Annotated in this window: 21 protein-coding genes; 6 read left to right on the top strand and 15 right to left on the bottom strand. The window is 58.5% G+C overall.

Annotation, left to right across the window (positions count from 1 at the left end):
• Nucleotides 1-327: 327 nt before the first annotated feature.
• A complete protein-coding gene (locus J3U95_RS13125; RefSeq protein WP_208279022.1) occupies nucleotides 328-792 on the top strand; it encodes a hypothetical protein in 465 nt (154 codons plus the stop codon).
• A 9-nt stretch (nucleotides 793-801) separates the two neighbouring features.
• Nucleotides 802-1,284 (top strand): 3'-5' exoribonuclease, encoded by a 483-nt coding sequence (locus tag J3U95_RS13120; protein WP_208279021.1) that lies wholly within the window; start codon nucleotides 802-804, stop codon nucleotides 1,282-1,284.
• Between the two features lie 828 nt (nucleotides 1,285-2,112).
• Here the strand turns inward: J3U95_RS13120 and J3U95_RS13115 are convergent.
• The 4 genes from J3U95_RS13115 to J3U95_RS13100 form a co-directional block, all read right to left on the bottom strand.
• Nucleotides 2,113-2,568, bottom strand: coding sequence for a hypothetical protein (locus tag J3U95_RS13115; RefSeq protein WP_208279020.1), 456 nt, complete (start codon nucleotides 2,566-2,568; stop codon nucleotides 2,113-2,115).
• A 62-nt stretch (nucleotides 2,569-2,630) separates the two neighbouring features.
• Nucleotides 2,631-4,706 carry a hypothetical protein gene (locus tag J3U95_RS13110; protein ID WP_208279019.1) on the bottom strand — a complete coding sequence of 692 codons (2,076 nt, stop codon included), beginning with the start codon at nucleotides 4,704-4,706 and terminating at the stop codon, nucleotides 2,631-2,633.
• Complete coding sequence (locus J3U95_RS13105; RefSeq protein WP_208279018.1) at nucleotides 4,703-6,241, bottom strand: site-specific integrase; 1,539 nt, start codon at nucleotides 6,239-6,241, stop codon at nucleotides 4,703-4,705. Before J3U95_RS13105 ends, J3U95_RS13110 begins: the two co-directional genes overlap by 4 nt.
• Complete coding sequence (locus J3U95_RS13100; RefSeq protein WP_208279017.1) at nucleotides 6,238-7,521, bottom strand: site-specific integrase; 1,284 nt, start codon at nucleotides 7,519-7,521, stop codon at nucleotides 6,238-6,240. Before J3U95_RS13100 ends, J3U95_RS13105 begins: the two co-directional genes overlap by 4 nt.
• Before the next feature lie 121 nt (nucleotides 7,522-7,642).
• Between J3U95_RS13100 and ettA the strand changes: the two genes are divergently transcribed.
• Nucleotides 7,643-9,310, top strand: a complete 1,668-nt coding sequence (gene ettA, locus J3U95_RS13095; RefSeq protein ID WP_208279016.1) for an energy-dependent translational throttle protein EttA — start codon at nucleotides 7,643-7,645, stop codon at nucleotides 9,308-9,310.
• A 170-nt stretch (nucleotides 9,311-9,480) separates the two neighbouring features.
• A complete protein-coding gene (locus J3U95_RS13090; RefSeq protein WP_208279015.1) occupies nucleotides 9,481-10,026 on the top strand; it encodes an REP-associated tyrosine transposase in 546 nt (181 codons plus the stop codon).
• Between the two features lie 128 nt (nucleotides 10,027-10,154).
• Here the strand turns inward: J3U95_RS13090 and J3U95_RS13085 are convergent, their stop codons facing one another.
• Together J3U95_RS13085 and J3U95_RS13080 are read right to left on the bottom strand one after the other, a co-directional pair.
• Nucleotides 10,155-10,727 (bottom strand): porin family protein, encoded by a 573-nt coding sequence (locus J3U95_RS13085; protein WP_208279014.1) that lies wholly within the window; start codon nucleotides 10,725-10,727, stop codon nucleotides 10,155-10,157.
• A gap of 176 nt (nucleotides 10,728-10,903) precedes the next feature.
• On the bottom strand, nucleotides 10,904-11,500 hold the full coding sequence (locus tag J3U95_RS13080) for an alpha-ketoglutarate-dependent dioxygenase AlkB family protein (protein WP_208279013.1): 597 nt from the start codon (nucleotides 11,498-11,500) through the stop codon (nucleotides 10,904-10,906).
• Between the two features lie 63 nt (nucleotides 11,501-11,563).
• On the opposite strand from J3U95_RS13080, the gene J3U95_RS13075 reads away from it, so the two are divergent.
• Nucleotides 11,564-12,142, top strand: coding sequence for a putative pterin-binding protein (locus J3U95_RS13075; RefSeq protein ID WP_208279012.1), 579 nt, complete (start codon nucleotides 11,564-11,566; stop codon nucleotides 12,140-12,142).
• Nucleotides 12,143-12,169: 27 nt separating this feature from the next.
• Here J3U95_RS13075 and J3U95_RS13070 read toward each other — a convergent pair whose 3' ends face one another.
• The 7 genes from J3U95_RS13070 to J3U95_RS13040 form a co-directional block, all read right to left on the bottom strand.
• Nucleotides 12,170-12,532, bottom strand: a complete 363-nt coding sequence (locus J3U95_RS13070; protein WP_109345670.1) for a hypothetical protein — start codon at nucleotides 12,530-12,532, stop codon at nucleotides 12,170-12,172.
• A 120-nt stretch (nucleotides 12,533-12,652) separates the two neighbouring features.
• The gene (locus tag J3U95_RS13065; RefSeq protein ID WP_208279011.1) at nucleotides 12,653-13,030 is read right to left on the bottom strand and encodes an MAPEG family protein; all 378 of its coding nucleotides are present in this window, start codon (nucleotides 13,028-13,030) and stop codon (nucleotides 12,653-12,655) included.
• Between the two features lie 24 nt (nucleotides 13,031-13,054).
• Complete coding sequence (locus J3U95_RS13060) at nucleotides 13,055-13,885, bottom strand: Rossmann-like and DUF2520 domain-containing protein (protein WP_208279010.1); 831 nt, start codon at nucleotides 13,883-13,885, stop codon at nucleotides 13,055-13,057.
• 1 nt (nucleotide 13,886) lies between these two features.
• On the bottom strand, nucleotides 13,887-14,465 hold the full coding sequence (locus J3U95_RS13055) for a DUF924 family protein (RefSeq protein ID WP_208279009.1): 579 nt from the start codon (nucleotides 14,463-14,465) through the stop codon (nucleotides 13,887-13,889).
• 80 nt (nucleotides 14,466-14,545) lie between these two features.
• A complete protein-coding gene (locus tag J3U95_RS13050) occupies nucleotides 14,546-15,289 on the bottom strand; it encodes an MgtC/SapB family protein (RefSeq protein ID WP_208279008.1) in 744 nt (247 codons plus the stop codon).
• Between the two features lie 30 nt (nucleotides 15,290-15,319).
• Complete coding sequence (locus J3U95_RS13045; protein WP_109345677.1) at nucleotides 15,320-15,580, bottom strand: hypothetical protein; 261 nt, start codon at nucleotides 15,578-15,580, stop codon at nucleotides 15,320-15,322.
• Nucleotides 15,580-17,397, bottom strand: a complete 1,818-nt coding sequence (locus J3U95_RS13040) for an aminopeptidase P family protein (RefSeq protein WP_208279007.1) — start codon at nucleotides 17,395-17,397, stop codon at nucleotides 15,580-15,582. Before J3U95_RS13040 ends, J3U95_RS13045 begins: the two co-directional genes overlap by 1 nt.
• A 128-nt stretch (nucleotides 17,398-17,525) precedes the next feature.
• Between J3U95_RS13040 and J3U95_RS13035 the strand changes: the two genes are divergently transcribed.
• Nucleotides 17,526-18,110 carry a hypoxanthine-guanine phosphoribosyltransferase gene (locus J3U95_RS13035; protein WP_109345681.1) on the top strand — a complete coding sequence of 195 codons (585 nt, stop codon included), beginning with the start codon at nucleotides 17,526-17,528 and terminating at the stop codon, nucleotides 18,108-18,110.
• Between the two features lie 3 nt (nucleotides 18,111-18,113).
• On the opposite strand, the gene J3U95_RS13030 is transcribed toward J3U95_RS13035, so the two are convergent.
• Complete coding sequence (locus J3U95_RS13030) at nucleotides 18,114-19,067, bottom strand: NAD(P)H-dependent flavin oxidoreductase (RefSeq protein ID WP_208279006.1); 954 nt, start codon at nucleotides 19,065-19,067, stop codon at nucleotides 18,114-18,116.
• 87 nt (nucleotides 19,068-19,154) lie between these two features.
• Entirely contained in the window at nucleotides 19,155-20,066 is a 912-nt protein-coding gene (locus J3U95_RS13025; RefSeq protein ID WP_208279005.1) for an MBL fold metallo-hydrolase, read from the bottom strand.
• Between the last annotated feature and the right edge of the window lie 3 nt (nucleotides 20,067-20,069).

The raw sequence follows: 20,069 nt of genomic DNA, 5'->3' as shown, positions 1-20,069 counted from the left end.
GGTTGTGGACCTACAATCACGACCGGCCTAACATGGCGCTCGGCGGTATTACGCCAAAACAGAAATTGGCGCTCGCCGCTTAACCTCTACTTTTAGCGTGCTCTAAAAATGGGGGGATTACCGACGCACTAGAGATCGCCGAGCAGACCGAAGTCTGACGTACGAAACAGAATCTGTCGCTCGAAATGCTCTTAAGTGGCCTTGTCGCCAAGGCCGCTTACGGCCAGAAGCGGTCGTTACCAGTGCTATGACCTGCCGTTTCTCCGCAAGACACGTCAATTTTTGTCATGAGCAGTTGCGGTGACATTTTTCTGATAGCCTGTTTTCATGCTCGTATTCATCGACACAGAATTTACTAACTTCGCCACGCCCGAACTGATCAGTTTGGGCATGGTCGGAGAGTTGGGAGAAGAGTGCTACATCGAGGTCCCTTTCGTGACGGCCCGGTGTAGTGACTTCGTACGCGATGTGGTCATTCCCCAATTCGGCAATGACCCGCATGCATTTTGTGAAAAAGCGGACCTGCGCGTGCGCATTTTGAAGTGGCTTCAGATCATCAAGCGGGCCGACCCGATCCAGATTTGCTATGACTCTGAGTACGACTGGAGGCTATTTGTGCAAGCGTTGGAAGGCCACGTGCCTGACTGGATAGAGCCGTGCTGGATCAAATCCACGGAAATCAACGAACTGCTGCTCTATGCATACTTCAAGGAGCACCCGGACGAACGCGAGCATCACGCGCTCACAGACGCTAGGGCAAACAGGTTCGCATATCGCCCAAGGAAGCGATAGTCTACTTTCATGCTGATATTCCTCGACACCGAATTTACCGACTTCATCGACTGTGACCTGATAAGCATCGGCATGGTCAGCGAGGACGGCTGTCACCAGCTCTACCTGGAGCGATCCGACTACCGGGCCGACTGGTGCAACGACTTTGTACGGGCCGCTGTGCTTCCCCTTCTGGGCCACACCGGCACCGCCGTCAATCGCGCCGAGCTGGCCGACCGACTTACTGCATGGTTTGCCACCCTGCCCCGCGAGGTCGTCATCGCTTGCGACAGCTATACCGACTGGGAACTGCTGCTGGACGCAATGAACGGCGTCCAGCCGCCCAATCTGGCCGGACGCCACGACCTACGCAGCCTTGTCGATTCCTCGACGTTCCATCACGCTGTAGTCCGCTACCACGAGAAGCACGGCCCATGGCACCACGCGGGCCACGATGCCCACGCTCACCGGGCCGGATGGATGGCATGGATGGATGCCCGCAAGGGACCGTAAGGAGCCCGACTATGCAGAGGAAAGAGCGGATTGAGCTGGTACCCATTCACAGCCGCGAAGGGCGACCGCACCGGGTTGCCCTCCGCGACATTCCCGAGCCATGGCAGACGCAGTTCGCAGCAGCTCTCAGAGGGAGCGCCTGCCCTATTGATGACGCTCTAGGCCCGTGTGCGTTTGCATGGGACTGGATGGGATGGGTCAAAGGAGATTAGCGAGGCTACAAGCTGGTCCGGAGGCCGGGGGTAATGCGAGGGTAATTTCCCATCGCGGACGATTTTGATGCACCGTTGCCAGATGGGACATCGCTTGTGGAAATCTTGACGGCAGCGCAGCAGCTTTCCTGCCGACTCTCGGCCAAGGAGAAGCGATTTTGGTTGGCGTGGGTTTTCCAATGCCTACACCTATCAAAGTGACCAAGCCGCTAATTCCGCCTCAGTTAGACGGGCCCTCATACACGAAGTTTTGGAAGAAAAGTGTTTTGGTAGATTGATAGCATGTTATTACGTCTTGACTCACCAAGAATTTTCGATGTTATGATCCTAATCGTCATATAAAATGATTCACGTTTGCCTACTGCTTGCTGACTTCCGTCGAGGCCAGAAATAAGGCGATAGCATCGTATCAGTGATGGTCACATAACTGGCGAAATTTCAGTGCTGCCGTCTACTTCGGTCGGTTTCGCTCGTCCAGCAGAGACCGCTCTCGGCTAGCAGCACACATTAATGAACGCCCTCACTTTTATGGGGGGGAATTACCGCACTTACAGGCGCGCAAAGATAAATGACCTTTCAGAATTGAAAGATACATAGCGTGCTTCTGCCGTTTCCGCTAATTCTTTTTATTAATTCGATGAACATTTGAAGGATCGCGATGTACAGGAGGCAGAGGTTGATTCATAAAGTCGCGCATCCTTTCATCCATCTGTTTAAGGTAACCGTTATATACCCACCGTTGAAATTGCTCTAACAGATTATTGTTTTCTCTTTTTAAACGGTCGATTTCGCTTTCCAGTCGAACGATACGCAGTTGTTCCGGAGTTTGAAGTTGCCCTCCTTGCATATTAGCAAGCGGCATATTCCTCTTACGTGCTGCAAAAGCCTCTTTAATCCGAGTATGATTATGTAAGGCTTGACGAGTATAGCTCGAACGCAAACGTAACAGGATTTTCTGAATTAGCATATCCCAAGTGAGCTTTGGCCCACTCCAATTGTCAAGCATTTCCACAATTTGCTCAATAGCTTTATCGTCGAGGTTGCGCGCCCGTTTATGCTGTTTGATTGACATAGGTTAAGTTTCTTTTCTATCACTCCGGTAACCGGGTTGTAAAATTTAAGACTTGGCTTGAATTAATCAAAGTTACTTGGAAGTAGATGCTCATCTTCGGCCATTGATAAACGAGATGGTGGCTCGACATCCAGCTGAATTACAGCCCCTTTAGGAACGTTAGGATCGGCTAACAATGCGACTAATTCATTTACTCGATTGAGCGTTTGAGTTTGATGCTTAAACCACGCAGCAGCCCCCAGCTCGTTGGCATCAAATGCCATCTTTGCGTTTTCCTGTAACAGAGATAACTCACTTTGCATTTTTCGTAGATTAGCCTCGGCGCGTTGGTCACCTTTGATGCAAACCTGCTCATCACAATTTATACAATCTTGGTGCACTTGGCACGGAGCTTGAGCGTAATCATGGATGCAGTAGCCAAATTCTGAGGTGTGTGCCGTAATAATCTTGATGCTAGCAAACTCTTCGCGGCGTACAAAAACCCTATTATTGATATTAGAAAAAGGGCCGATCGACTGATTAGGGTCACCCACTGCGGCACGAAGCTTCGCAAGTATGTCACGATTTGACTCATGATTATATACCGAGTTTTGTCTCACGCATTTCCGTCCAGACCATTTCGCAATTTCTTCCTCAGTAAGTTTCCCAGAATTCCGAACTAGAGTATTCAAATAATGGCGCAACATATGCGTAGTGATAGATAAAAAACTACCGTTAGAATCACGATAACCCAATTTTTCGAAGATTGACTTGTTTAATCCCGAGCTTTTTAAGGCCTTTTTTAGGACCTCATAATTGATCCGATCAAAGCAAGCGTGGGATGGGCCGCTGGTCGCTCCACCTCTAAATTCGCTAACGCGCGCAATGCATAAGGCTTCTGAATAGCGCATGTTAGTCTCCGGATCCATAATCGGAAATCCTGGCGGCAGTGCTGCGAGAATCGCCTGCTCGAGTTCAGCGAAGACGACCTGGGTAATTTTATTTGGGGCTACATGGCGTTTCACATTATTAACGTCCAACCAATTCGTCGCTCTCCCTCTTTGGATTTTGGTAGCTTTAATATCGCTTCCTCCGAAAAGAATCGCATGAACCTCATGTAGATTTAAGTAAGTTTTCATTCGCAGATGCTCAAGCTCTTTACTTAAAAATAGCTTATCCGGGTTATTCTCATACCAGATTGCTAGTCTGCGGGCAGGGTCTGTCAAACGACGCATTTTTTCAACTGCTCGCTCAGCTACAGTTCGCATAATTGGTATAACAGTTTTAACCATTGGTGCAACACCTTTAGCCGGATACCATCTTAGTCCGGTCCCGAGCTCACCTGTACTAGGATCAATCCAATCTGGTATGAGGAGATCTAAGGGCGCATATAATGCTTCAACTGCTCTATCAGGCGAGCACAGCATTAGCGCGCACAGTGATGATGAAAACACTGCGGTCGGGTCATCTGTGTCTGAATTGAAAATTTCTGCTAGGGCTTCCAATGCTAACGGTGATGGCAATTTTTCTTGGCGATCACGTTCAAATTGACTCCCCACGCGGTTCCGAGATCGCTGAGGAGAAGGGAGAGGCGAAGTCCACTCGCTCGGACACGCAAATATCTTTAACAGGGCTGTAGCGCGGTATATCACGGTAAGCTGTTGACCAACATTATATGCTGCAAACCTCCCTAATCGCTGAGCCGCCATCGTGACTGCTCGATTCATGACTTCTGGAGTGATGGCTGTAGGGCAAGCGCATCCCTTCATTTCGATTAATGCTGCTTCGATATATCGGAGGGAAATAAGTCGGACCGGAAGAGCAGTCGTTTTTTCTGAGAAATGTAGATAATTGATTAAGCACTTTGCAAACGAACGGAAAGGTTCGGCCATCAACTGATCGAGGGGTATTTCAGCAGCCGCACCGTTCCGAGATCGATTTCTTTGACTAGCCGCATTAAAACCCAATTTTGCGAAATATATAAATCTGTGAGAGCTTCCTTTTTGTGATAAGCCCACTATGCTCCACGCGTCGTCGTCGAAGCGGTTATGTTCGAAGCCAAACGGTCTTTCGGACGGCTGCAATCCAAGGATAAAAACACGTAGATTTTCCTTCGCATCTAACGTGATTCTCGGAAGAAACTTAATTGAATTGCTCATATATTCTCACTCTTTAGAATCTCCTGGCAACGTTGAATTACTTGCAGACAACCTAATATAGCTCTGTCGTTGATTGCCGCGATTCTCGCGTCAGTAGTTGCTTCAAGATGTTCTCGTCTTTGGAGCATGTAATCTAAAGCTTGTTGGTGAGGACCATCGAGCCAAGGTTCAAAATCATGGCAACCTCCGTAACAGGCAATTGGCCTAGCAAACCCACATTGGGTTTTCGTACCGCAGTTACCCATAGGAGCTCCAGTTCGATCGACACGCAAATCTATTATTCGACTATCCGGTCCTGGATATTTTGCTTGCTCTTCGGATTTAATCAACCTTCCTGTAAAAGCTTTTGCTATCGGTGCCATATCGCTTGCTATTTTTCGACTAAAACTTGATCTTATGCGGGTTGTGAGACCGGCATATATTTCAACATGCCGGGTCTCCTCATGGTCCATGAGTTCGGCAACTACCAGTAAGGGCCATCCTTCCTCAACTGCTCGCGTAGCAAACGTACGTCGGAATCGAGTCGGGGTGATCGGAATTATCTCTCCTTCAAGGCGCTCAGAAGGAATTTGTAATTTACGAAATAAACTTATGATCTTTTCTGATAGCGCTGCTGAAGTCATATGAAATTCATATCCCGCAGCATCAAGGCTACTGACGCCATCGCTTCTAGGAAACATTGGCGCATCAAGCGGATTTTTTAATCTTTCAGCAAAGCGCTTGTGGACGGTCTCAACATGCTCCGCTAAGGGTCGCCCTAGCTGAACAGTAAGTTTGCGAGCCTTGAACGCGTTGCGGCTTAATTGTCTTTGTTTAACTCGTGGTATTTGTAAGATATAATTTCCACCCTTCACAAGCGGCACATTCAAATCGCCGCACTTCAACGAAGCTATTTGTGCTGGTCGTACTCCCAAAGAGATAAATAGGTATGCTAACAAGAGGTCTTCTAGCTTAACGCTATTTTCCCTGTATGCGTGATGAAGCGCACTTAAAATAGATTCGAATTCCAAATCCGTGAGCGGTCCTTTTCGAGGATCAAGAGTTGCAACTGCCACCCCAACAGGTGACTGTCTCAATCGCCACTTGGATAAAACTGTTGATACGTCTGATTCAACTCCGGCTGACCCAAGCTTCGTCCATCTAAGAAGGAATCCTCGAATTTTTGCGAGATCAAACTCTACTCTTTCGGCTGAATTTCTGTACTCGAGAAGGTTATTTCCTGTTATTTGCGACACAGGGCCTGGTTGCGTTCGAGATACAAATCTCACTAGTTTTATAAACTCGTGAAAGTAGCCTTCAGCAGTTTTTGAAGATCTGTTTGCTAGGTACCACATCAGCGTTTTTTTAAGCCCTAGCATCAGTTGTTGTGATACTTGAGGTAGGAGGTCAAATCTTAAGCTAATATTTTCTGTTCCATCGCGAAAAATCCACGACTCTGAACAAGGGCTATATTTCGAACCTGCCCTGGTTGAGGCGAAGTTAGGAAGACCTTGTCGTTCTCGCTCGGAAAGAAACTCGCTGACAGAATTACTCATAAGCTGTTTTCTTTTTCATTAATATAAATATTAGCTTGCAATGCTAGTCCAGCGATATGTGCTCTTTCCTGTGCAAACCTTTTTGTATAACGGCGAGGCGAGTTTGATGTGTTGCTCCAACCGCCTAGTACCGTCAAAATATTCAGAATCTCTGTATCATCTTTTCCTGCTTGATATAAATCATCAGCAATGTTTTCAAAGAAGCTGTGACGCAGGCAGTGTGGCGTTATTTTTTTTAGAAAATTAGTTTGTAGCGTGGTGAAGATGCGATTAAGATGTGACTTGCTCATCGGTTCTCCTGTATTTGTTACTATTAGAAAGTCATGTCTTCCCATAACAAGCTCGCGTCGATGTATCATGTAGGCTTTCACCAAGACATGGAGTTCGTATGAGACGGGGAGAATTCGATCGCGAGTCTTAGTGTTAGGCTCATGAAGACGAGGGTCTTCGACGTCGTCTGGCCTGCGCAGTACTCGTACCTCTTGCGCTTTTGGATCGAAATCACCGACGCGCAATCCCAGAAGCTCCCCTCTTCTTATTCCTAAGGATAGAAATGCATTTACAACGAGTTGATTTCTTACTCTAATTTGATGGCTCCGCCAAGGATTAAAGGCGGACCTTGGAGATAACATCTCTAAAAGTTGCTTCTGTTCCTGACGGTCGATCCCACTCCGTTGCCGTAAAACTGCTCGCTCGGTGGACGCTGGTGTGTTATTCTTCAATTCGCTATCGACAAGCTCACGCAGCGTTATCAAATTTTCGCGGTATTGAACTTTACCAACAGCGATTGACCTGTTTATCCGCCATCTTAAGAACTCTCGTATGTATCCTAGCCGAATTGACGTGGTATAAGCATTTACCTTATTTTGTTCCTGGGAACTCGACTGCGGCATTCGAAATTTTTCTAATTTAGTTATTTTTTTGAGTTTCTTGTCCGCGACTTCGTTATTTCTATCTAGGTCTGTCGCGTTAGATAGTAACGTGCGTCTGCATTGTTTTAAGATCTGACCGATTTCATTTGGGAGAAGAAAGTTCCCCTGCTTTAGACGTTCGTTTAAATCAACCTTACAGTGTTGAAGCGCAAGATATAGAACGACGACGCTTCGCAATGCCTGAGCAATGCTTTCACTCGCAAGATTTCGTGTCCGAAGTGAAGCAACTACCCATAACGATGCATCAAAATCGGGCAGTCCAGTTGAGCGTGATAACAAGACGGGGAGGCGCTCGCCGTTCGCGTTACGGACAAGTTTAACGACATACGGCACGTTTTGTTTACACATCTTAAATATCCTCAATAATGCAAAAATAGCTGTGGAATCCGTTTTTCGACAACTACCAAATTGTTGTTTATAATCATGAGGTTATCATCTATCTGTTTACTTTTCTAGAAAGCTCAACATAGTGGCCAATTACGTCTATACGATGAACCGCGTGGGCAAGATCGTCCCGCCGAAACGTCAAATTCTCAAGGACATCTCGCTGTCCTTCTTCCCGGGCGCCAAGATCGGCGTGCTGGGCCTGAACGGCTCGGGCAAGTCGACCCTGCTCAAGATCATGGCCGGTATCGACACCGACATCCAGGGCGAAGCGCGCCCGATGCCGGGCCTGAACATCGGCTACTTGCCGCAGGAACCGCAGCTCGACCCGGAAAAAACCGTACGCCAGGAAGTCGAATCCGGCCTGGGCGAAGCCTTCGAGGCGCAAGCCAAGCTGGAAGCCGTGTACGCCGCCTATGCCGAAGAGGACGCCGACTTCGACGCCCTGGCCAAGGAACAGGAACGCCTGGAATCGATCATCGCCGCCGCCGATGGCGGCAACCTGAACCTGCAGATGGAAATGGCCGCCGACGCGCTGCGCCTGCCGCCATGGGACCAGAAGATCGGCGTGCTGTCGGGCGGCGAGAAGCGCCGCGTGGCGCTGTGCAAGCTGCTGCTGTCGAAACCCGACATGCTGCTGCTCGACGAACCGACCAACCACCTGGACGCCGAATCGGTCGAGTGGCTGGAACAATTCCTGCTGCGCTTCCCGGGCACCGTGGTCGGCATCACCCACGACCGCTACTTCCTCGACAACGCCGCCGAATGGATCCTGGAACTGGACCGCGGCCACGGCATCCCATGGAAGGGCAATTACTCGTCGTGGCTGGACCAGAAGCAGGCCCGCCTCAAGCAGGAAGAAGCGACCGAATCGGCGCGCCAGAAGGCGCTGCAGAAGGAACTCGAATGGTCGCGCCAGAATCCGAAGGCGCGCCAGGCCAAGTCGAAAGCCCGCCTGGCCCGCTTCAACGAGCTGTCCGAATACGAATACCAGAAGCGCAACGAGACGCAAGAGATCTTCATCCCCGTGGCCGAACGCCTGGGCAATGAAGTCATCGAGTTCAAGAACGTCTCGAAGGCCTTCGGCGACCGTCTGCTGATCGACAACCTGTCGTTCACCGTCCCGCCAGGCGCCATCGTCGGCATCATCGGCCCCAACGGCGCCGGTAAGTCGACCCTGTTCAAGATGATCGCCGGCAAAGAGCAGCCGGACAGCGGCGAAGTCGTCATCGGCAAGACCGCCAAGGTCTCGCTGGTCGACCAGAGCCGCGACGAGCTGGCCAACAACAAGACCGTGTTCGAAGACGTCTCGGGCGGCGCCGACATGCTCAGCGTGGGCCGCTTCGAAATGCCGTCGCGCGCCTATTTGGGCCGCTTCAACTTCAAGGGTTCCGACCAGCAAAAAGTCGTGGGCAACCTGTCGGGCGGTGAACGCGGGCGTCTGCACCTGGCCAAGACCCTGCTGCAAGGCGGCAACGTCCTGCTGCTGGACGAACCGTCGAACGACCTGGACGTCGAAACCCTGCGCGCGCTGGAAGATGCGCTGCTCGAGTTCGCCGGCAGCGTGATGGTGATCTCCCACGATCGCTGGTTCCTGGACCGTATCGCGACCCATATCCTGGCCTTCGAAGGCGATTCGCAAGTCACCTTCTTCGACGGCAACTACCAGGAATACGAAGCCGACAAGAAGAAGCGCCTGGGCGAAGAAGGCGCCAAGCCGAAGCGTATCCGCTACAAGCCGCTGACCACCTGATCAGAGAATGCAAGCGCTTGTTTCGTGAGAGAGAGCCCGCCGTTTGGCGGGCTTTTTACTAGCGGAAATGGAACGGGGTCAGAATGCAAAATGTGTAAAACTCTTTGCGATGAGGACTACCGGAAACTCGTCGACCGCAGCCGCTTCGTGCGCGCGGCGCCGGCCAGGCCATGCTCAATTACCCCAATCTTTATCCCGATAACCGGGTTCCCGGCGGGACCTTCTTTTTCACGGTGCGCCTGCTCGACCGCGGCAGTCACCTGTTGACCGAACATATCTCCGCATTCGGCGAAGCCATGCGGCTGGCGCGTGCGCGCCGTCCTTTCCACGTCGATGCCTGGGCGGTCTTGCCCGATCACGCCCATGCGATCTGGACCCTGCCACCGGGCGACCACGACTGTTCCAGCCGCTGGCGGGCCGTGAAGATCGCGTTTTCGAAGGCGCTGCGCAAGACCGGCCAGCCCGGCGTGGACGATGGCGCGGTCTGGGAACGCCACTACCGCCACTACCGGGTCGGCCTGGACGACGATTATGCGGCCCTGGTCGACTACGTCCACACCGACGCCGTGCGCCACGGCCACTGCGCCGAACCGCGCGACTGGCCGTGGTCGTCGCTGCACCGCTTCATCTCGGCCGGGCATGCGGCGCCGGCGCCGTCGATCATCGTGCCGCCCTGGGTGCAGCGGCCGCAGGGCCAGGCGCTGGCGCGGTTGTAAATCGCGTCCCACGTTCCTAGGGTGGAAGGCTCAGCCTTCCACGCGTTCAATCACCGCATGCGCTACATACATTACGCAGATAACAAAAAAGGCCCCGAAGGGCCTTTTTCGTTCACTACACGCTCGGCTTAGAACGAGTATTTCGCGCCGATGGTCAGTGCGTTCGGACGCACGCCGAAGTCGCGGGTGCCGCCGAAGCGTTCGTATTCGGCGATCACTGCCACGTCCTGGTTGATGTTGTACTGCACACCCAGGGCGCCGTAGGCGTTGTTGTCGCTGTCACGACGGTTCAGCGAGGCGTTGACCGCTGCCAGTTCGTTCACGTCGTGCGACACGCCCAGCTTGGCGTAGCCGACCAGCTTCTCGGTCAGCGGCGAGCTGAACTTGGCGGCGACGTAGGTCGAACGGCCATCGACGACACCGCTGGCAGCCACTGGGCCCAGGGTGTAGTAGATGTCGGCGCTGCGGAAGTCGGTGTGGCCGACTTCGACTGCCCAGTTCGGGGTGAACTCGTAGCCGCCGAACAGCTTGGCCGATGCCTTGATGGTATCGATGTCGGCGGTGGTTGCACCTGGGACGCGCGATTCATAATCGGTAGCCACCGCACCGACGCCAACGTAAGCGCGTGGGGTGAATTCTTGTGCCTGGACAGCCGAAACGGCGGCGGTGGTAGCGAGCAGTGCAACGATCAGCTTTTTCATCTCAATTCCTCTTCTTGTTCATCTGGCTCGCGATTCCCAACGAATCGCGATGTGATCAAGATAGCACTGGCGACAGAGCAAGTCCGTGCCGATTCCGTAAGAACTGTAAGAAAGTGTAACTTAATGACCAGGCGGTTATTAATATTTCCGCGTGGATCGATGGTGTTGCGTGCAGTTTAAACGATTTTCCTGAAAGTTAGGTTGACCCGCGCTTGTAACGTGCGTGTCACCTTATTGATGCCATGCAACCAATATTTCTGGGTTTCACCGCGCATCAGCAACAGGCTGCCGTCGGTCAATTCCAGGCGGACAGTCTTTTTGTTGTATTTATGCTTCAGGATAAAGGTCCGGGAAGCGCCAAGGCTGAGCGAGGCGATGACCGGTTGCGGTCCCAGTTCGGGCTCGTCGTCGCTGTGCATGCCCATGCTGTCGCGCTCGTTACGGTAGAGATTCAGCAGGACGCTGTTGAAGTTGTGTCCGGTCGCCGCTTCGACCGCTTGGCGCAATGTGTCGAGCAGGGGCGTGAACGGCGCCGGCTGCAGGCGCAGGCCGGAATAGGTATAGGCCGCGTCGCCATACCAGGCGCTCAGGCGCGGTTGCAGGTGGCGCTTGCCATACACCACCACCGTTTCCTCGCGCCAGTCGGTTTCACGCAGCAGGCGCGCCATGACCTCGGCATTGGTCCCGGGCAGCGGCAGCTGGGGCATCCAGGCGAGCTCACCGTCTTCCAGCGGAATCGGACTCAGCACGGAGTCGTCGGCAAATAAATCCATGGCTAAACCATACGCAAAATTGACGGCTATGATGGTGAACTTTCCACCACACCGCATTCTCGCATGGACAAACGTCATTTCCTGGGCGCCGCCGCGCTGGCGGGCGCAGCGCCGGCCTTCGCCAGCCGCAGCACGGCCCCGGCCGCAGGGCCGACGCTGCTGACCATCACCGGCGCCATCACGCGCAGCAACCGCAACGGCCTCGATCCGGCGCTCGACCAGATGATGGCCAAGCAAAAGCTGGCGTTCGACCGTGCCTATGCTCTCGATTTCGCCGCCCTGGCCGCCTTGCCGGCGCGCACCATCCGTCCAACGCTGGAATACGACGGCAAACCGCACACCTTGCGCGGACCGCTGCTGGCCGACGTCCTGGCCCAGGCCGGCGCCAGGCCGCGCGACGCCGCCAAGGTGCTGATGCGCGCGGTCGACGGCTATGCCGCCGTGCTGGAGATGCGACAGTTACGAGCGTGGAATTTCATCGTCGCCACCCACCTGGATGGAAAACCGATGCCGCTGGGAGGGCTGGGGCCGCTTTGGGCCGTGTACGACGCCGACCGGGTGCCGGAGATGGCGGCGCTCCCGGTGGCGCAACGTTTCGGCGCCTGCCCCTGGGCCCTGTATCACCTGGAAGCGATGGCCTGACCCAACTTCAGGCGGCCAGCGCAGGCTTCAAGCGTAGGCTTCCGCCAGGCTCATCACGCGCGGCGCCACCTTGATGCCGACGTTGCCGAACAGGGCGTCGATGGCGGCCAGGTTGGCGCTGCATTCGTCCGCCTTCCAGCCCTTGAACATATCGGTGCCGTCCTTCTGGAAATGCAGGTCGAGCACCTTGCCCTTGTCGCGGTGCACGTAGTTTTGCTGATGGACGTTCTGGAAACCCAGTTCGGCCAGGCCGGCAAGCACGGTGTGCGGCGGATTTTCCGGGTCGGTGGCCAGGAAGACGCCAAAGGTCTTGCCTGGCGGCTTGGCTGCGACATCGACCTCATAGATCCCTGGCGCCTTGGTTACACTCGTGCTCTTCAGAAACAACATATTGTTCTCCTGGCGCGCCAGTGACCATCAGGACAGGACGCGCGATGCTAATTAGTAGTCAGTCCTTAAGCATATTTCCATAAGGGAACTTTGTCGATCTTTGTATTCGCTTTTTTCGCTTTAGCGCATCAATAAGCCAAAAACTGTGGCGCCGATTAACGCGGCACAAGCCAGCATGCCCAAAATGAAGCCTGTTTCCCGCTTGGCCGGGTCGCGGTAATAGCCGACCGCGTACAGGATGCGGCCCAGGCACCACAGCAGGCCGCCCGCCGCCGCCCACAGATCGCCCAGGAAGGTGGCGCACAGCCACAAGGGCACCAGCACCAGGGGCAGCATCTCCAGGGTATTCATCTGGACACGGTGGGCGCGCTGGAAGGCCTCGGGACCGTCCATCGATGGCGCCGGCACCTTGTAGCGCACGCGGGCATAGCCGGCGACGCCCCAGGTCCAGAAATACACACCGAGGACGGCCAGGGCGGCCCAGGCGGTAAAGAACATCGCGTTTTCCTTATTGTCTTGAAGTCATGAAGCGGCGTGCTTGCGCCGCGCCAGGTCGGCCGTCAGCGGCACCAGCGCTTCGTACAGCCTGCCGGTTGGTTCGTCCCAGTCGAGCAGGGCCTGCTGCTGGCGCGCCACGGTGGCGTGGTCGCCGCGCGCCACCGGCCCGCTCAAGGCCGCCGCCGGACCGAGGCGGAACACGTTCGCCACCGTCTCGCTGGCGAGCGGCCGCGCCAGTTCGCGCGCGACCGTCTCCGGCACGCCGGCCGCCTGCCAGGCGCGCAAGGCGGCGTCGAGCACCGTGGTCAGGTAATTCGACGCGAACACCGCCGCAGCATGGTAGACCGTCTTGGCCGCGGCATCGATGGTCACGAGGCGCGCGCCGATCGCCTCGAATGCCGGCGCCAGCCGCGCCAGCGCTTGCGCCTCGCCCTCGATGCCGCAGAAGGTGCCGGCGAAGTCGCGCGCCACGGCCTCGGGATCGGCGAAGCTGCGGATCGGATGCACGCTGGCTACCAGCGCGCCCTTGTCGGTCAGCGCCTGCAATTCGCTCGACGCCTTGGCGCCGCTACAGTGGAACACGACCGCGCCCTTGACGTCATGCGCCTGCGCCAAGGCGGCGGCCATCGGCGCGATCTGGTCGTCGTTCACGGCCAGCAGCCAGATGTCGGCCGGACGCAGTTCCTCGATGCCGGCGCAGGCGCGGCCGGCGTCGATGAAATCGACCGCCGCCCGGGCGCTGGACGGCGAGCGGGTCAGCACGTCCTGCACCACGCAGGCGCCGCTGGCCGACAGCAGGCGGCCCAGCACCCTGCCGACGTGGCCGGCGCCGACCAGGTTCAAGCTGGCAACCACCTCAGAAACCCGAACCCGGCGTGGCCAGGTAGTCGGCTTCTTCGGGTGTCGAGGCGCGGCCCAGGATCGGATTGCGGTGCGGGAAGCGGCCGAAGCGCGCGATCACGCCGCGGTGGCGGTGCGCGTAATCGAGCTGCTCGCTGAAGCCTTCGTGGCTGGCGGCCAGGTCGGTGAACAACTCGACGGACTGCTCCTGCGTGCGCGCATCTTCCGCGTGCTCGAACGGCATGTAGACGAAGACACGCTCGAGCGGCGACAGGGCCAGGTGCCCGCCAGACGCCACCAGCTGGCGCGCGGCGTTCAGCGCCAGGGCGTCTCCGGCGAAGGATTCGGCGGTGCCGCGGTAGGCGTTGCGGGTGAACTGGTCGAGCACCAGGATGCGCGCCAGCACGCCGCGCGGGCCCTCTTCGTCCCACTCGCGCAGGCCGCCGGTAATGGCATGGTTGATCGCGGCGCCGAAGCGTTCGCGGACGGCGGCATCGAAGGCGTCGTCCTTGCGGAACCATTCGGCGCGCTGCTTGCCATGGCCGGGATCGGAAGGTGGCAGAAACCAGAAATCGAGAACTTCTTGTGCGTCCATTGGAAAACCCCGTTTGGAATTGTTATTGGTGTTGCGAGATCGAAGCGCGGCTTCACCTCAGCGGCGCGTCACTCAGTGCGTCAATTACGCGCATGCGACAGCTGGAACGAGTCGACGCCGTCGAAGGCGGCCAGTTCGCGCGCCAGTTCCGACAGCGGCGCGCCGGTCTTGCGCGACAGCGCCAGCGCCACGAAGCGCCATTCCTGGCGGCCTTCGTCGCTGCTGATGGTCAGCGAGCTGCCGGCGATCTCGTAGCCGCGTTCGAGCGCCACCTTGCGGATCGCGTCTTCGCGCGGCATGAACTCGGGCCGGAAGCGCATCCGCACCGCCACCGCGTGGCGCGAAGGCAGGAAAGTCTCCAGGCGGTTCAGGTAGATCATGATCATCGCCGACAGGAAGGCCAGGCCCATCGCGGCGAGGTAGAAGCCGATGCCGATCAGGATGCCGATCGCCGACGAGGCCCAGATCGAGGCCGCCGTGGTCAGGCCGCTGATATTGAAACCATCGCGCATGATGACGCCGGCGCCCAGGAAGCCGATGCCGGTGACCACGCCCTGGATGATGCGGGTCGGATCGATCGGCGCCAGCAGGCCCGCATGGCCGCCGTACCACAGGTCCGGATAGCCGGCCAGGATGGTCAGCGCGGCCGAAGCCATGCACACCAGGCCATAGGTGCGCATCCCGGCGGCGCGCCCGTGGTAGGCGCGCTCGTAGCCGACCAGCAGGCCGAGCAGCAAGGCCCCGACCAGGTGCAACAAGATCAGGCCATTGGTGAACAGCTCGTGCTTCGACCAGTAGGCCGCGAACAGGTTGGTTTCCGTCATGCGCGCATGGTGTTCATGGTCGGCGGGCGGTCATGGTTTTTTCTTGACCAGCTGCTTCTCGAAGGCCAGGTCGTTCTTGCTGATGCGAGGCTGCTCCTGCGGTCCGAGGCCCTTGACGAAGGCGACGAAGTCGTCGAGCTCCATCGGTGGACACAGCGGCGGACTGCCGGGCGCCTCGGACAGGTAGAAGTGGCCGTCGCCGGTGCGCGCCATCGAGTACAGATTGTTCCCGGTACGCTGCTTCAGGCGTTCGACGGCGGTGCTGGCGCGGGTGGAGCGTGAACTCGCCATCAGATCGCCTCCGTGCGCTGCATCAGCCACTCGAATGCCGGGCCTTCGACGTGCGGCGTCAGGCGCGCGCGCACGGTCGCGTGGTAGTCGTTCAGCCACGCGATCTCGTCAGGCCGTAGCAGGCTGCGATCGATGGGGCGCGTATCGATCGGGCACAGGGTGAGGGTCTCGAAGCCGAGATACTCGCCGAACTCGGACGTCTCGACATGCTGGTTCAGCACCAGGTTCTCGATGCGGATGCCCCAGCGGCCCGGACGATAGATGCCCGGCTCGATCGAGGTGATCATGCCCGGCTCCATCGCGGTATGCGGCTCCGGCGGCACCGCCGGCGAAATCGTCTGCGGGCCTTCGTGCACATTGAGGAAGTAGCCGACGCCGTGGCCGGTGCCGTGGCCGTAGTCGATGCCGGCGGCCCAGATCGGCGCGCGCGCGATCGCGTCCAGCATCGGCGCGCGGGTGCCGCGCGGGAAGCGCGTGGCCGACAGGTTGATCAGGCCTTTCAGCACCAGCGTGTAGTCGCGCATCTGCGCCGCGCTCGGTTTGCCGACCGGGATCACGCGCGTGATGTCGGTGGTGCCGCCCAGGTACTGGCCGCCCGAATCGATCAGCAGCAGGCCGTCGCCTTCGATGACGGCGCAGGTGGCGCTCTCGGCGCGGTAGTGCATGATCGCGCCATTGCTGTTGAAGCCGGCGATGGTCGAGAAGCTGGCGCTCACAAAATGAGGGCGGCGCGCACGCGCGGCCGTGATGCGGGTGTCGATGTCGACTTCATTCAGCGGCGCACGGTTCGGGTCCGCCAGCAGCGGCTCGAGCGCGGCGAAGAATTCGCACAGCGCCGCGCCATCCTGTTCCATCGCGGCGCGCACGTTCACCGCCTCGCTTTCCAGCTTGCGCGACTTGGCGAAGGTGGTCGGGTTGATCGCCTCGACCACGTTCACGCCCTGCGCCACGGCGGCGCGCATGCCGGCGGTGACGCGGCGCGGATCGAGCAGCAGGGTCGCGCCTTCCGGCAGCGATTCGAGCGCGTGCGCGGCATTGGCGTACGGCGCCAGGTGCACGTCGTCGGCTTCCAGGCGGGCGCGCACATCTTGAGGCACCTTGCCCTCGAGGACGAACAGTGTCGCGTCGCCGCGGCCGATCAGCGCATGCGCCAGGAACACCGGGTTGAAGCTGACGTCGGCGCCGCGCAGGTTAAACAGATAGGCGATATCGTCCAGGGTCGAGATGAAATGGAAGCCGGCGCCATGCGCCTCCATCGCGGCGCGCGTGGCGTGCAGCTTGTCGGCGCGGGTGGCGGTGGCGTAAGGGGGCAGGTGTTCGAACACGGGTTCGAGCGGCAGCGATGGGCGCTCGCTCCAGACTTCGTCGAGCAGGTCGGCGTCCAGACGCAGGGTCACGCCCTTGGCGGCCAGGGCATCTTTCAACAGACGGGCGCCGGCCAGGCCCAGCACGCGCGCATCGACGGCGGCGGTCTGGCCCGCAGCCAGGTTGGCGGCCAGCCACTCGACGTGCAGCTGGCTCGCCGCGCCCGGGATCTTCATCAGCGCGATTTCGGAGCCGGCCAGCTCGGTCTCGGCCTGCGTGAAGTAGCGGCCGTCGGTCCAGACGCCGGCGAAATCGGCGGTGGCGATGAAGGTGCCGACCGAGCCGGTGAAGCCGGACAGCCATTCGCGGCCCTTCCAGTGGCCGGGCAGGTATTCCGACAGATGCGGGTCGCTCGACGGGACGATATAGGCGTCGATGCCGTAGCGCGCCATGGCGGCGCGCAGTTGCGCGAGGCGGCCTGCACGTGCGGCCTGGAATTCGTTATGGGACATGGCTGAATGCGTCGGTTTTGTTTTCCAAGCCACGTATCATACGCCGCAATCCTGCCGAATGGCCAACCGGAACGCATGGCTCAGACGGATGACGCATAATGGTCCCGCACTCAACTGAACTGAAGACCATGCACGATTTCCACCACGAGCGCGCGCGAGCGCTACTGGCGAATGCCACCCAGATCGTCGAACCCGTCGAAGTCAATGCCGCCGTGCGGCGCGTCGCCGACGAACTCAATGCCCGTTTCAACGCCGAGGGCGCCGCCGAATTCCCGCTGGTGCTGGGCGTGATGGGCGGCGCGGTGGTGTTTACCGGCCACCTGCTGCCGCAACTGACCTTCCCGCTCGACTTCGACTACATCCACGTCAGCCGCTACGGCGACGAAGACCGCGGCGGCGAGATCGTGTGGAAGGTGATCCCGCGCCAGAACGTGGTCGGCCGCAAGATCGTGGTGGTGGACGACATCCTGGACGAAGGCGAGACCCTGGCCCATGTAAAACAGCGCCTGCTCGACATGGGCGCCGCCGAAGTCATCGTCGTGGTGTTCGCCGACAAGGACCTGGGCCGCGCCAAGCCGATCCAGGCCGACCTGGTGGGCTTGAGCTTGCCCAACAAATTCGTGGTCGGCTTCGGCATGGACGTGTATGGCTACTGGCGCAACCTGCCGGGGCTGTGGACCATTCGTCCGGAAGACCTGAAGCAGGCAGATTGAGCGTTACAGCGCCAGCCGCGCCCGCGCGGCGTCGTACTCGCGCTTGAGCCGCTCGACCATCTCGGCCACCGTCGGCACGTCGTCCATCAGGCCCACTCCCTGGCCCGCGCCCCAGATGTCGCGCCAGGCCTTGGCCGCGCCCGAGCCGAAGCTCATCTTGCTCTTGTCCGATTCCGGCAGGTTGTCCGGATCGAGCCCGGCCGCCACGATCGATTTCTTCAGGTAGTTGCCGTGCACGCCGGTGAACAGGTTCGTGTACACCACGTCGGCCGCGCTCGATTCGACGATCGCATCGCGGTAGCCGTCGCTGACGTTCGATTCCTTCGTGGCCAGCCAGCGCGAACCGATGTAGGCGAAATCGGCGCCCATCGCCTGCGCCGCCAGGATCGCGTCGCCGGTCGCGATCGAGCCGGACAGGGCGATCGGGCCCTTGAAGAACTTGCGCACTTCGCCCACCAGCGCGAACGGCGACAGCGCGCCGGCATGGCCGCCGGCGCCTGCCGCCACCAGGATCAGGCCATCGACGCCCGCTTCCAGCGCCTTTTCGGCATGGCGGATCGAGACCACGTCGTGCATGACGATGCCGCCGTACGAATGCATGGCATCCATCATCTCGCGCGGCGGCGCGCGCAGCGACGAGATGATGATCGGCACCTGGTGCTTCACGCACACCTCGACGTCGTGCGCGAGGCGGTCGTTCGATTGGTGAACGATCTGGTTGACCGCGATCGGGCCCACTTTCGCGCCCGGATGGGCGGCCGCGTACTCGGCCAGCTCGCGCTGCAGGTCGGTCAGCCAGGTGTCGAGCAGCTCGGCCGGACGGGCGTTCAGGGCCGGGAAGGAACCGACGATGCCGGCCTTGCACTGGGCCGCCACCAGGGCGGGACCGCTGGCGATGAACATCGGCGAGGCGATCACGGGAAGGGACAGGTCTTGCAGCACGGCGGGCATCGTCATGGGCAGCTCTCGGTGGTTAGTTGACGAGGCATTATAGCCCCGAAAAAAGAACGATCGTGCTAGATCGATGGTGATAGACCCCTTCCTCTAAAGATCGAGCAACATCTCTCCCTCGATACGCGCCGCGCCGGCGCGTACCAGCGCTGCGGCTGCCCATTGCGCCAGTTCGTCGGCGTCCAGCTCCAGCACGGTCGGCCGCACCCGCTCGACCAGCGGGATCGAGGCGAGCAGGCCCGGCAGGCCCGCCAGGGGAATCTTCCCACGCTCGAGCAACAGGAACTTGAGCAGCACCTTGACCGCGTTGCGCGCATTGCGCGCGGGATCGGCGGCCAGGTAGTCGAGGCGCGCCCTGGCCCGCGCCAGGGCGGCGTCGACGTCGCCGAACACCGGTCCATGCCCGGGAATGACGACGCGCGGCGCCAGGCTGCCGATCAGGTCGAGCGTGGCGCCGACCTCGTCGAAACCGGGTTCACCGGCCAGTTCGGGAAAGATCACGCCGAAGCCGTCCTGCCATAGGGCGTCGCCGGAAACCAGGACACCTTCTTCTGCACAAAAGATGAGCAGCGCATGCGGATCATGGCCGGGCGCGGCCAATACCTGCCAGCGCAGGCCGCCCAGCAGCAGGCTGTCACCCGGCGCCAGCACGCCGTCGAAGCCGAAACGCGGGCATTGCTGGCCGGTAGCGCGAAAGCTCAGCGCCGCCTCGTCCCAGCGCGCGACCTTGGCGGCTTCCAGAGCGGGAATCGCGGTGTGGCAGCCGTAGGCCGCCTGCAGGGCTGCGTTGCCGCCGCAGTGGTCGGAGTGCAGGTGGGTGTTGAGCAGGCGGTCGAGCGGCCGATCGCCCAGCAGGTGGCGCACCAGCGCCAGCGTCTGCGGCGCGTGGGTGACGTAGCCGCTGTCGATCAGGGCCGTGTCGTCAGCGCCGATCAGCAGGACATTATTCGATGACAGCCAATTGCGCTCGAGCACATGAACCGACGATGGCAAACGCAGGTCCATGGC

This window comes from Massilia oculi, assembly GCF_017582745.1.
GTDB classification, from domain to species: domain Bacteria; phylum Pseudomonadota; class Gammaproteobacteria; order Burkholderiales; family Burkholderiaceae_D; genus Telluria; species Telluria oculi_A.
The sequence above is the reverse complement of the archived record's forward strand: the minus strand, read 5'-3'. Positions and strand labels throughout refer to the sequence as shown.